General features: G+C 50.7%; 16 protein-coding genes and 1 pseudogene. 8 read left to right on the top strand and 9 right to left on the bottom strand.

The window, feature by feature from the left end; translation table 11 throughout:
* Together FDW94_RS24635 and FDW94_RS21765 are read left to right on the top strand one after the other, a co-directional pair.
* The coding region (locus FDW94_RS24635; protein WP_283205076.1) for a YbaK/EbsC family protein at nt 1–257 on the top strand (257 nt) is incomplete at its 5' end.
* 138 nt (nt 258–395) lie between these two features.
* On the top strand, nt 396–842 hold the full coding sequence (locus FDW94_RS21765; RefSeq protein WP_003832453.1) for a DUF441 domain-containing protein: 447 nt from the start codon (nt 396–398) through the stop codon (nt 840–842).
* Here the strand turns inward: FDW94_RS21765 and FDW94_RS21760 are convergent.
* Nucleotides 819–1,617 (bottom strand): annotated as a pseudogene (locus FDW94_RS21760) (helix-turn-helix transcriptional regulator). The gene FDW94_RS21765 and the pseudogene FDW94_RS21760 sit on opposite strands and share 24 nt — an antisense overlap.
* A 99-nt stretch (nt 1,618–1,716) precedes the next feature.
* Between FDW94_RS21760 and FDW94_RS21755 the strand changes: the two are divergent.
* Nucleotides 1,717–2,904 carry a CynX/NimT family MFS transporter gene (locus FDW94_RS21755; protein WP_137378244.1) on the top strand — a complete coding sequence of 396 codons (1,188 nt, stop codon included), beginning with the start codon at nt 1,717–1,719 and terminating at the stop codon, nt 2,902–2,904.
* Nucleotides 2,905–2,941: 37 nt separating this feature from the next.
* Here the strand turns inward: FDW94_RS21755 and FDW94_RS21750 are convergent, their stop codons facing one another.
* On the bottom strand, nt 2,942–3,649 hold the full coding sequence (locus FDW94_RS21750) for a CTP synthase (RefSeq protein WP_020996459.1): 708 nt from the start codon (nt 3,647–3,649) through the stop codon (nt 2,942–2,944).
* Nucleotides 3,650–3,847: 198 nt separating this feature from the next.
* On the opposite strand from FDW94_RS21750, the gene FDW94_RS21745 reads away from it, so the two are divergent.
* The gene (locus tag FDW94_RS21745; RefSeq protein WP_003832445.1) at nt 3,848–4,195 is read left to right on the top strand and encodes a DUF488 domain-containing protein; all 348 of its coding nucleotides are present in this window, start codon (nt 3,848–3,850) and stop codon (nt 4,193–4,195) included.
* Nucleotides 4,196–4,202: 7 nt separating this feature from the next.
* Here the strand turns inward: FDW94_RS21745 and FDW94_RS21740 are convergent, their stop codons facing one another.
* Nucleotides 4,203–4,451, bottom strand: coding sequence for a DUF333 domain-containing protein (locus tag FDW94_RS21740; protein WP_079935322.1), 249 nt, complete (start codon nt 4,449–4,451; stop codon nt 4,203–4,205).
* Nucleotides 4,452–4,637: 186 nt separating this feature from the next.
* Here FDW94_RS21740 and FDW94_RS21735 point away from each other — a divergent pair, with 186 nt between their 5' ends.
* The 3 genes from FDW94_RS21735 to yoaJ are packed head-to-tail and all read left to right on the top strand — an operon-like array spanning nt 4,638 to nt 5,885.
* Nucleotides 4,638–5,705 carry a sensor domain-containing diguanylate cyclase gene (locus tag FDW94_RS21735; RefSeq protein ID WP_137378243.1) on the top strand — a complete coding sequence of 356 codons (1,068 nt, stop codon included), beginning with the start codon at nt 4,638–4,640 and terminating at the stop codon, nt 5,703–5,705.
* A 4-nt stretch (nt 5,706–5,709) separates the two neighbouring features.
* A complete protein-coding gene (locus tag FDW94_RS21730; protein WP_032941789.1) occupies nt 5,710–5,808 on the top strand; it encodes a YoaK family small membrane protein in 99 nt (32 codons plus the stop codon).
* A gap of 2 nt (nt 5,809–5,810) precedes the next feature.
* Nucleotides 5,811–5,885, top strand: a complete 75-nt coding sequence (gene yoaJ, locus FDW94_RS21725) for a protein YoaJ (RefSeq protein ID WP_095533175.1) — start codon at nt 5,811–5,813, stop codon at nt 5,883–5,885.
* A gap of 48 nt (nt 5,886–5,933) precedes the next feature.
* Here the strand turns inward: yoaJ and FDW94_RS21720 are convergent, their stop codons facing one another.
* The gene (locus tag FDW94_RS21720) at nt 5,934–6,182 is read right to left on the bottom strand and encodes a GlsB/YeaQ/YmgE family stress response membrane protein (RefSeq protein ID WP_003832440.1); all 249 of its coding nucleotides are present in this window, start codon (nt 6,180–6,182) and stop codon (nt 5,934–5,936) included.
* A 361-nt stretch (nt 6,183–6,543) separates the two neighbouring features.
* On the opposite strand from FDW94_RS21720, the gene fdhF reads away from it, so the two are divergent.
* Nucleotides 6,544–8,691 (top strand): formate dehydrogenase subunit alpha, encoded by a 2,148-nt coding sequence (fdhF, locus tag FDW94_RS21715; RefSeq protein ID WP_137378242.1) that lies wholly within the window; start codon nt 6,544–6,546, stop codon nt 8,689–8,691.
* Between the two features lie 52 nt (nt 8,692–8,743).
* On the opposite strand, the gene FDW94_RS21710 is transcribed toward fdhF, so the two are convergent.
* The 5 genes from FDW94_RS21710 to zinT form a co-directional block, all read right to left on the bottom strand.
* A complete protein-coding gene (locus FDW94_RS21710) occupies nt 8,744–9,388 on the bottom strand; it encodes a hypothetical protein (protein WP_137378241.1) in 645 nt (214 codons plus the stop codon).
* Nucleotides 9,389–9,606: 218 nt separating this feature from the next.
* The gene (locus tag FDW94_RS21705) at nt 9,607–9,789 is read right to left on the bottom strand and encodes a DUF1869 domain-containing protein (protein WP_003832433.1); all 183 of its coding nucleotides are present in this window, start codon (nt 9,787–9,789) and stop codon (nt 9,607–9,609) included.
* 3 nt (nt 9,790–9,792) lie between these two features.
* Complete coding sequence (yeaR, locus tag FDW94_RS21700; RefSeq protein WP_003030735.1) at nt 9,793–10,155, bottom strand: DUF1971 domain-containing protein YeaR; 363 nt, start codon at nt 10,153–10,155, stop codon at nt 9,793–9,795.
* Nucleotides 10,156–10,328: 173 nt separating this feature from the next.
* Nucleotides 10,329–10,967 (bottom strand): leucine efflux protein LeuE, encoded by a 639-nt coding sequence (leuE, locus tag FDW94_RS21695; RefSeq protein WP_048216323.1) that lies wholly within the window; start codon nt 10,965–10,967, stop codon nt 10,329–10,331.
* A 139-nt stretch (nt 10,968–11,106) separates the two neighbouring features.
* A complete protein-coding gene (gene zinT, locus FDW94_RS21690) occupies nt 11,107–11,757 on the bottom strand; it encodes a metal-binding protein ZinT (RefSeq protein WP_003832427.1) in 651 nt (216 codons plus the stop codon).
* Nucleotides 11,758–11,809 lie beyond the last annotated feature (52 nt).

Here is an 11,809-nt window from a genome sequence, read left to right as displayed (position 1 = left end):
CCAGCCATATTGGCGGGTTGAGAGCGTCACTTGCCAGCCCGGCGGAGGTAGATGAACTGACTGGCTGCGTATTTGGCGCTATCCCACCGTTCAGTTTTCATCCGAACCTCAAGCTGGTCGCCGACCCACTGTTGTTTGAGCGTTTTAATGAAATTGCGTTCAATGCCGGAATGCTGGAAAAATCCGTGATCATGGATACCGCAGATTACCTGCGCATCGCGCAACCGGAATTAATCCCGTTCCGCAGAGAACAATAACTGCACAAGTTAGCAGTAAAAAACATCGCTTCGTGCGTTAGCCCAAAAAAAATCATAGTCATTAAAAAAAGCCTGTTCCGTCACGCATTTACGCGTACAGTAAGCAGGCTTATTTTTTCTTTTGGCAAGGAAACTACGATGTTTGATGTCACTCTGCTGATCCTGCTCGGACTGGCAGCTCTGGGCTTTGTCAGCCACAACACCACTGTCGCTGTTTCAATTCTGGTGCTGATAATAGTCCGTGTTACCCCACTGAATACCTTCTTTCCCTGGATTGAAAAACAGGGCCTGACCGTCGGGATTATAATTCTGACCATTGGCGTCATGGCGCCGATCGCCAGCGGAACGCTACCGCCCTCCACGCTCATCCACTCCTTTGTGAACTGGAAATCACTGGTTGCTATTGCCGTTGGGGTATTTGTCTCCTGGCTTGGCGGACGCGGCGTTACGCTAATGGGTAGCCAGCCTCAGCTTGTTGCTGGTTTACTGGTGGGCACGGTACTGGGCGTGGCGCTGTTTCGCGGTGTGCCAGTGGGGCCGCTTATTGCGGCAGGTCTGGTCTCATTGATTGTTGGGAAGCAGTAGCCAGCCCGTTCAGATAACGGCCTGGCGTCTGTCCCAGGCCTTTTTTGAACATAGTGATAAATGCCGTGGTCGAATCGTACCCGAGCATTTGCGCGACCTGTTGTACATTGCGGCCATCAATCAACGCCTGCAGCGCCAGAATCAGCTGGAGCTGGTGACGCCAGCGGCGAAAACTCAACCCCGTTTCTTTGACGACCAGGCGAGCAAGGTTACGTTCACTCATCGCAAATACGCTGGCCCATTGCCCCAACGTCTGCCATTGTGCAGGCTCTCTCGCCATCGTTGCGACCATTCTGCGAATTTTCGGGTGATCGGAAACCGGTAACTGCATTTGCTCCTGGGGTTGCTGCGGCAGTTCATCAAACAGCACTTGCGTCAGCCGCTGGGTTGCCGGCTCCAGCCGTTGGGCATCCGTTTTGGATGCCAGCGCCAGAATAAGCTCCCGGCACAACGGAGCAATTTTCAGCGTGCAGCAACGATCGGGCATCACAACGGCCTGCGGCTCAATAAACAAAAAGCACAATTGTGCGCCAACGGTAACGTGGTTGCTGTGTGGAATTTCACCGGGGATCCACACCGCATATTGCGGGGGCACCATCCACATAGCATTCTCAACCTCACAGGTGATCGCGCCATGCAACGCCAGAATCAACTGGCCTTTACGGTGCTGATGCAGCGGACTGAAAAGTTCATCTTCCCGGGCCTGAATACAAAACGCCACCGCCGCATCGTGGTGAAGATCGGGTTCGTATCCATCCAGCCTCAGTCCTAACATAAAAATGTCCGATTTAAGCGATAAACTGTCATTTTAGCTTGATTCATCCATTGAGTAAAAACGATAAGGTATCGCCTCGCCTGACGATATGAGAAAAAAATGACAAATACACCTTCCTCCCGTGGCAAGAACGCAGCGTTGCTGATCGCGGGGATCCTGATGATTGCCACCACATTGCGCGTCACCTTTACCGGTGCTGCCCCGTTGCTGGATGCAATTCGCGCCGACTACGGTCTGAGCACCGCCCAGACGGGGCTTCTGACCACCCTGCCACTGCTGGCTTTCGCACTGGTTTCACCTCTGGCTGCCGCCGTTGCGCGCCGTTGGGGTATCGAACGCAGCCTGTTTGTTGCTATGCTACTGATTTGCGTGGGTATTGCGATACGTTCGCTGCCCTCACTAGGGTTCCTGTTTAGCGGCACCGCTATCATTGGTTGCGGAATCGCATTGGGAAATGTGCTTTTACCCGGACTGATTAAGCGTGATTTTGCTCAGCATGTGGCGAAACTCACTGGCGCATACTCGCTGACCATGGGCGCAGCAGCGGCACTGGGTTCCGCCATTGTGGTACCGCTGGCGTTGAACGGGTTTGGCTGGCGCGGTGCGCTGATGGTACTGATGGCCTTTCCGCTGCTGGCGCTGATTATCTGGTTACCCCAATGCCGCCAGACGGCCAATGCCAGCTTGAGCAACTCGCGCGCTCTGCATTCCCGTGCGATCTGGCGCTCCAGCCTCGCCTGGCAGGTGACGCTGTTTCTGGGGATCAATTCGCTTATCTACTACGTCATCATCGGCTGGCTGCCCGCCATTTTGATCAGCCACGGCTACAGCGAGGCGCAGGCCGGTTCGCTACATGGTTTACTGCAGCTGGCGACCGCCGCGCCGGGATTATTGATTCCTCTCGTCCTGAACAGATTTAAGGATCAGCGCGCCATCGCCGCTCTGGTTTCATTAATGTGCGCCGTCGGCGCGGCGGGATTCGCCATAATGCCCGACCAGGCATTGCTATGGACCATCCTGTTTGGCTTTGGCTCGGGCGCGACGATGATCCTCGGCTTGACCTTTATTGGCCTGCGCGCAAGCTCAGCGCATCAGGCTGCTGCCCTCTCCGGCATGGCACAATCTGTTGGGTATTTACTGGCCGCCTGCGGGCCACCGCTGATGGGGAAAATTCACGACCTCAACGATAGCTGGCTGATTCCTCTTGGCGGGGTCGCCTTGTTAGCGATGCTGATGGCGGTATTTGGTTTGTGCGCGGGGCGCAATCGGGAGATCGCGAGCGCATAATGCACAGGGCAGGTTCGTGAACAACCTGCCCGTTTTTTTATCCGCGCGCGGCGCGCAGCATCGCCTGAACTAACGGCACGGGTTTTCCCGCCAGCGCTCCGCGTTCATGCTGAAAGAGCGTGCCAACATAAAATGGATGCGTCACCAGCTCAATGGCACGAATATCACCAGCCTCATCCCAACCGGTCACCCGAAGATCGCCGCTTTCAAGCTCGGCGGCAAAATCCTCCGATACGCCATAGTTGCAGTGATATCCCTCGGTGATAACATCCCGCCCGTAGGCTTTGGCAATCAGCGTATTGGCCCGCAGCTCAATATCATCCGTTTTTTCTACCAGCGAGCAGGTCAATGGTGCTATCACCATCCGACCCGTGGTGTCCGTCTCGGCGTGGGCGGCATCGCTCCAGCCCAGCACGTTGCGGGCGTACTCCAGAATCGCATGTTGAAAGCCGCCGCAGGTCCCCAGGAACGGGATGCTGTTTTCACGCGCGTAGCGTATCGCTATCAGCGCCCCTTCAAGATGGCGATATGGACTGCCTGGAACGACCCAGATGGCATCATAGCCAATCAAGTCCTCACTGCTGTTGATATCAGATGTGGTTAGCCAGTCGTAATCAGCCACCAATTCCAGGACGGCGGCAGCATCATCGATAGCAAGGGGAATAGCCTGGTGCGCCACAATATCGGGGCTGTAATCGCCCACCAGCGCAATGCGAAGCGTATCTTTAATTGGGGAAATTTCCATTAAGCTTTCCTTGTGTCCTGACAATAAGGGACAGCATAAGGAGCCTCAGCCTACCGACTTTTTAGTGGTATCACAATCCCTTAAATTGGGAGTCAGGACAGGCAAAATGCTATAATGGTCACGTTTTACGATCTTATTTAACCGTAATAAAGTTGATGATAAATACCTGAGCGGTAGCTGAAAGGAGCGGATGAAGAGATGAAGATTCAGTGTAAACGCGTGTATGACCCGGCAGAAAAAAGCGATGGTTATCGCGTGTTGGTCGACCGGTTGTGGCCACGCGGGATAAAAAAGACTGACCTTGCTTTCAACGAATGGAATAAAACGCTGACGCCATCCTCTGAATTGCGCAAAGCATTCCACGCAGAACTGATCGATTTTTCACACTTTTCCGAACAATATCGCGCAGAGCTGGCCCAACAGCAGCAGGAAGGAAAGCGCCTCGCAGAGATTGCCCGACAGCAAACCTTAACGCTACTGTATGCAGCGAAAAATACCCAGCAAAACCACGCGCTGGTGCTCGCTGAGTGGCTACGTCAATGCTGACCGCGTATTACTTGGCCGTTGCCGGATGATCTCTACGCCAGAGTGACCATTCATCAATTACTTCCCCGTTGGGTAGTTTGCAGTCAGACTTAACACCTTGCGGAGTCTGCACCGCAATCAGCGAGCCGCCCTTTTGTTCGCAATACACCGATGCTGGATTCGCCATGCCAACTTTCGGTGGCACAGGCGCTTTCGGTTCTGTGGTACACCCCGCCAGCACCAGCAAGCCGGGCAAAACAATAGATGCCAGTTTCATATTTACTCCTGTTAAAAACCTTATCCTGGCAGGTTACCCCGACTTTCCATCTATCTCCATGTTTTCCTGCCAGCTATCCATTTTATGTTTACATTCTGTGCTGGATGGCGTGTTTCATCTTTCACCTTGATGTTCTATCATGCGGGCAACGTCAGCCCAGTCATTACTCAGGAGCATTTACATCTCATGTCGGACATGATCCTTGCCAGAGTCTCACAATCCTTAGCCACGGAGCAGTCTGTTGAAAGTCTGGTTCGGCAACTTCTGGAGATGCTGGAGATGGTGACTGAGATGGAATCGACCTACCTGACCAAGGTCGATCTGGATGCCCGTCTGCAGCATATTCTGTATGCACGTAATAGCCGCCAAATGCAGATCCCCGAAGGGCTATCCGTGCCGTGGGATGAAACGCTGTGCAAACGCGCTATTGAGGAAAACTGTCTGTACAGTGACAACGTGCCCGCACGCTGGCCGGAATGTACCGCCGCTCGCGCACTGGACATCACCACCTTTCTGAGCACTCCCGTTCATCTTCCTGACGGAACGTTTTACGGTACACTCTGCGCTACCAGCCGCCGCCAGCAGGCATTGAGCCAACGTGGAGAACAAGTATTACATCTGTTTGCCGGTCTGATCGCCCAGTCGATTCAAAAAGAGTCGTTGGTTGCTCAGTTACGTGAAGCGAACGCTGCGCTGATTGCTCACTCCTACACCGATGCCCTGACCGGTTTACCGAATCGGCGCGCAATATTTGAAAATGTGGAAACCCTTTTTTCGCTTGCCCGCCATCTCAGGCAGAAGATAGTTGTCGCCTATATCGATTTGGATGATTTCAAACTGATTAATGACCGCTTTGGCCACGAGGTTGGTGACCAGTTCCTGATCCAGATTGGGCAGCGCCTGCTCCGTGAATGTAATGATAATGACATTCTCGGTCGACTGGGCGGTGACGAATTTTTAGTCGTTCGCCTGTCAGCGGAAGATGAACTTGATCAACTTATGCGTCTGCAGCAGGTGAAAAATCAGCTGCAACAGCAGATTTGCGGTGACTACCACCTGGGTGACATTCATCTGTTTTATCCTGGTGCCAGTCTGGGTGTGGTGGAAATTGATCCGCTGGAGACTGATGTAAACTGTGCGCTTCATCTTGCAGACAGCGCAATGTATCAGGATAAAAGCGTCAGGATAAAACCCCTTTTGTCGTACATTAAGCCCTGCTATGCTGGCTCGTCTTTAAATAACTCTGGTAGATAATCGTATGCGACTCGGTATTATTTTCCCTGTCATTATTTTCATTTCCGCTGTCGTTTTCTTATCCTGGTTTTTTATTGGCGGCTACGCTGCGCCGGGAGCATAACGATGAAAAAAACAACGATTATTATGATTGGCGTGGCGATCATCGTGGTTCTGGGCACGGAACTGGGGTGGTGGTAACCAAAATAAAGGCCACTTATCAGTGGCCCCTATTGTCTGTATGTTTACTTAGCTTTTGATTTTTCTGTAGATAAACAATACCACAATCGCACCGATAACCGCTACGACGAAACTGCCGAAGTTGAAACCATCAACTTTACCAAAACCAAAGAAGGTACTGATCCAGCCACCCACTACCGCACCAACAACCCCTAAGATAATGGTCATAAAGAATCCGCCGCCATCTTTACCCGGCATAATCCATTTTGCCAAAATCCCAGCGATAAGACCGAAAACCACCCATGAAATAATGCCCATAATTTTCCTCACTTATGTTTTTAAATTAACGATTCACTCGTTGTATAAAAGCATAGCATAGCGCTGAAAAATTAAAATTTGTGATCGTCATCACTTCATATTTTCATCTTTTTCCGATGTTTCATAAGGTTATGACTGCTGACCGGCAGGCTAAATTTTTGCCGCTCCTCGTCATTAATGTCGAATCGTCAGTCATTATGCTTAACTCTTTTACCGTCAGCCCCGTTATTGCTGGGTTTTCACTTCTGGCACACTTTATGCTTAAACAACCCGTCGCTACGACAAATCGTAGTCCGCGGTGCATATCGCGCGGCTGCGTCTACAATTCGCGCTATTTCAGCATTTAACAGGTCTGTTATTGATGAAAAAAATCACCAGTGTTTGCCCATACTGTGGGGCCGGGTGCAAGCTCAAGCTTGTTGTCGAAAATAACAAAATTATCCGCGCCGAAGCCGCAGAGGGTGTAACGAACCAAAATCAGTTATGCCTGAAAGGCTATTATGGTTGGGACTTTCTTAACGACACTCGCCTCCTGACTCCCCGTCTGACTCGCCCGATGATCCGTTATGAAAAAGGTGGCAAATTCACGCCCGTTAGCTGGGATGAAGCCATTCGTTACACCGCAAAACGCCTGTCTGAAATCAAAAAAGCCTATGGTCCTCGCGCCATCATGACCACCGGCTCCTCCCGGGGAACCGGAAATGAAACTAACTACGTGATGCAAAAATTCGCACGTGGCGTACTTCATACCAATAATGTCGATTGTTGCGCCCGCGTCTGTCACGGTCCTTCCGTTGCCGGGTTACAAGAAACGTTAGGCAATGGCGCCATGAGCAATTCCATCAGCGACATTGAAAACTCAAAATGCCTGCTGATCTTTGGTTATAACTGCGCCGATTCGCACCCAATCGTAGCCCGCCGGGTAATTAAAGCTCGCCAGAACGGTGCAAAAATCATTGTCTGCGACCCACGTCGTATTGAAACCGCCCGTATTGCTGACCAACATTTGCAGTTGAAAAACGGTTGCAACATGGCGCTGGTTAATGCCTTCGGTCATGTTCTTATCGAAGAGCAACTCTACGATCGCGAGTATGTGCAAAAGCATGCGGAAGGGCTGGAAACATACTGGGAAACCGTTAAGGACTATGCGCCTGAAGCCGTTGAACATTTGACCGGCGTTCCCGCACAGCAGGTTCGTCAGGCAATGCGTACATTTGCCGCAGCACCATCGGCAACCGTAATGTGGGGGATGGGCGTCACCCAGTTTGGTCAGGCTGTTGATGTGGTTCGCGGTTTGTCGAGCCTGGCGTTGTTGACCGGGAATCTGGGTCGCCCTAACGTCGGCGTTGGTCCGGTGCGGGGGCAAAATAACGTGCAGGGCGCGTGCGATATGGGGGTACTACCTAACCAGTTCCCGGGATATCAGGACGTGACCGATTCCTCCGTCAGGGAAAAATTTGCCAGCGCATGGGGCATTGACGTTAATCAGATGGATGACAAGGTCGGGGCTCGTATCACCGAAGTTCCACACCTGGCTATCGAAGGCAAAATAAAAGCCTACTACATCATGGGAGAGGATCCGCTGCAAACCGAGGCCGACCTGGGCCTGGTTCGGGAAGGGTTTAACGCGCTCGATTTTATCGTCGTGCAAGACATCTTCATGACTAAGACAGCGGAAATGGCCGACGTCCTCCTGCCCGCCACCTCATGGGGCGAACATGGCGGCGTATTTACCTGCGCCGATCGCGGCTTCCAGCGTTTTGAGAAAGCGATTGAGCCCACCGCTGATGTGAAACGTGACTGGGAGATCATCAGCCTTTTGGCCAGCGAAATGGGCTATCCAATGCAGTATCAAAATAACCAGCAAATCTGGGATGAGATGCGCGAGCTGTGCCCGCTGTTCTACGGCGTGACCTATGAGAAAATGGGGGAAATGGGGCATGTTCAGTGGCCGTGCCCCGATCTCGATAGTCCTGGTACGCCGTACCTTTACGCGCACAGCCAGTTTGATACCGCCAACGGCAAAGGCAAACTGTTTGCCGCACCGTGGCGAGCGCCCGCAGAAGTTCCGGATGACAATTATCCGCTGGTACTGTGTACCGTGCGTGAAGTTGGGCATTACTCCTGTCGCTCGATGACCGGTAACTGCGCAGCGTTACAAGCGTTGGCTGATGAACCAGGATATGTGCAAATCAATACCCATGATGCCGAAAAACTCGGTATCCGTCATCGTGATCTGGTGTGGGTCAGCTCGCGTCGGGGTAAGGTCATCAGCCGTGCGGATGTATCCGAGCGTATCAATTCCGGAACGGTGTATATGACCTATCAATGGTGGATTGGTGCATGCAACGAGTTGACCCAGGATAACCTCGATCCAATCTCGAAAACGCCGGAAACCAAATATTGTGCCGTAAATATCGAGCACATTAGCGATCAGAGATGGGCTGAAAAATATGCCGCTCAATCGTATAGCGACATGAAATCACGCTTATGTGAGGCCATTGCGTAATTCCCCACCCTCGCCACCTGAGTCTGGATACCCAGACTCAGGTTTTATCTCATTACTTTACCAGGTGTGGTTCACTGAAGCGGATGGAGGCAGATTCCTCCTGCATATCCCGCTGCATAAAACCGAGGTTCATCAGAAACAGGCCAGCCATAAACGGCAGTTCGTACAATTCTTCAATCATATCGCCATATTGGACATTGTGCAGGAAGATGGGAGCCAGCAGACGATGATGCTCTACCGTATCGGAAATCAAAAATGCGCAGGCGGTGATCGTCAACAGCCAGAGCGGTAGCGGTTCATTACGCACGCGTCGGACAATATCCAGGCGTAAGCGCTTCGACAACAGCACCGGCAGAATAATCATGGAAATCATTACAACAGAGATAGCTCTGAACAGAAGTTTAGGCTGCTCCGGGAAATAGTCACGGCCCCAACTGGTGCTTCTCCCCAGCAATACCAACCACCACACGGCTGCCCAAAGCCAAAATTGCTTCTCGCCTTCAGGGCGAGATAAAGGCCGGATATAGCCAAGGGTAAATACCGCACCAAACAGTAGCCATAGCGCCTGCCCATTTTCGATCCATCTGACGACAGTGCCGTTGAGCAGCGGAAGATTCCAGTTCGCGGTGAACGGGATCGCCACAATGACCAGTCCTAGAATAAGTGTGGGGAATGTAATTTGGGTATTCAGTTTCATAAGCGCGATGTTCTGTATTGTTACTGTTTTGCGATCATAACTCCTGTGAATGATCGACAATTAGCATTCAATGCGAATTTCTTAAGGTATTCTTAAGGAATCTTTTTTAGGACATCACTACGTTCAACACAAATAAAAAAACCGCACGGCGCCGTCAAAACGCTGTGCGGTTAGTACATTAAAATTCTGTGTATTCAATCAGTAAGAGTATTTAACGCCTACCATCCGCAGACTTCATGCTCATTCTCGGTATCGTACGAACGAACGGTATTGACCAAGTCTTTGACCACTTCTGCTGCCACATCCGGCACCAGTAATGTCATCGGCGCTTCTGTTTCATAATCAACAGAAACACCGTTACTGTTATTGGTCACGGTTACGGTATAGGTTGCTTTGCCCATGATTTACTCCTTGCCGGTGCGCACGACTTTTCGTTGATTTGCACTCTCCATCAGAACTTCCGGGGCAACGAAAAAATCGATATTAAAGTAAGTGTCGTCGGTCATCACTTCGATGTTATGCCATTTTTCCGGCGGAAAAACGCCAAACTGACCGGCTTCAATAACCATCACCTCTACTGGCTCCGGACTGTGTTCATCGGCGTATCCGAGATATTTGACCGCCCCCTGCATAACAGAAAGTCGTGGATAAACCCCAGCACGAGTTCCTTTATCAAGGTGGCGTTCGAAAATTCCGGCAGGCGCGGTTTCTTTGTTCCAGAATGGTGTAGAGCGTGTATGGATATGATTCTGTGGAATTTGAAGCATTTTTCTTCCCTTTTCCAGTCGACAACCAGCGAGTCTTATTGAATCGCTGCTGTACACAGGGTACGCCTCAAAATATACATTTAAAATACCATTTATTGGTTATAACCCTACAATTACAAATGAAAAGCAAAGCGTCATATTGAAGGCCCGCCGCAACCAGCGGGCCGATAGCATCACGACTGAAGCGTGGCCAGACGAGCGGCAAAACCAACGAAAATCAGGCCGATTAGGGAATTACCCACTTTGGCTAGTTTTTTCTTCGTGCGAATATACTGTGTCACGAACGCGCCGGAGAAAATAAGGAAGCTCAGATAGAAAAAGCTCACTACTTCAAGCGTAATGGCCAAAATAAAGAATGACAGCCCTGAGTGCGGTGCATTGACATCAATAAACTGCACAAAGAACGAAACATAAAACAAAATAGCTTTGGGATTCGTCAGGCTCAGAATTAATGCTCGCTTAAAAATAGCGCCAAACGGGACTTCCTCAGGTGCGGAGTCGCTTGCTTTCGATTTCAGTGTCGCATACAGGATCTTCGCACCGAGGTACAGCAGATAAAACGCGCCAAGATAGCGAACGATGTTGAACAAAACGGGCGTTGTTTTGATCAATGCGGCAACACCGGCATAGGCCAAAAACATCAACACGGCATCACCGATAAACACACCACTTGCGGCGAGATAACCACCCTTCACTCCCCGACCGACGCTGTTCTTCAACACAAATATCGTATTTGGCCCCGGTACCAACACGATAAAAATGGCTCCCACCAGATACGTCCAGTAATTCAGAACTCCATACTCTGCGAACACGTTAACCTCTTCCTGAAAAAACACATGCACTTGCTGCGATACAATATGCTAACGAATGCATCGGGTGATGGAAAGAGAAGGTTATGAATTAAAAAACCCGCCACTGGTGACGGGTGTGTACAGATAAGGTTAGTCCGGATTAATGGTGCAGCATCTCATCCACAACCTCTTCTCCCTTCAACTGATAAGGGTAGTAGGTAGGCCAGTTTTCCATCTCTTCAAGCAAGGCTGCCTGCGAGGTATTTCCCATAAAGATATGGAAGTGGCTCGATTTACGCGGCGCGATAATATGATCGCTAAATTGCACATATTTAGGCGCTTTGCTGTCAGCAGCCTTACACTCAAACAGATACCGTACACCTTTCTTGCCTGATTTATAATTCAGGATCTTATATCCGGCGTAGTCGTATTTACATGATGCAACCTGATTCCCGGTATGAAACTCCATCACGCCATTTTCAATACCGATAGTGTCGACGTTGGTTGCATAGCCTGTACGGTAATACGCTTTGATTTGTTCTGCCGTTTTGCTTTTATCTTTCTCCGCTTTCTTTTTGAATACTGGGTCAAGTTCGCCGCTGACCAGATACGGATAAACAGATTGCCACATGCCATCCCAGTCGGTCAGCGCCCTGTTCTGCACCTGGTTATCATCAAATACCCCTTCCGACGCCTTTTGTTCTGCTTCACTCATTGGCGCACCATGGGAATGATGACCATGCGCCAGAACCGAACTACTGACTAAAAGCATCCCCAGAGCGATTGTCAGTTTCTTAAAACGAATAGCCAAAATTTCACCCTCAAATCATTTGCGAGTGAATTGTTATAATATAACATCACAC

The sequence above is a fragment of the Citrobacter sp. wls757 genome, from assembly GCF_005280935.1.
GTDB lineage: Bacteria > Pseudomonadota > Gammaproteobacteria > Enterobacterales > Enterobacteriaceae > Citrobacter > Citrobacter portucalensis.
This window is presented reverse-complemented; position numbering and strand designations above follow the sequence as displayed.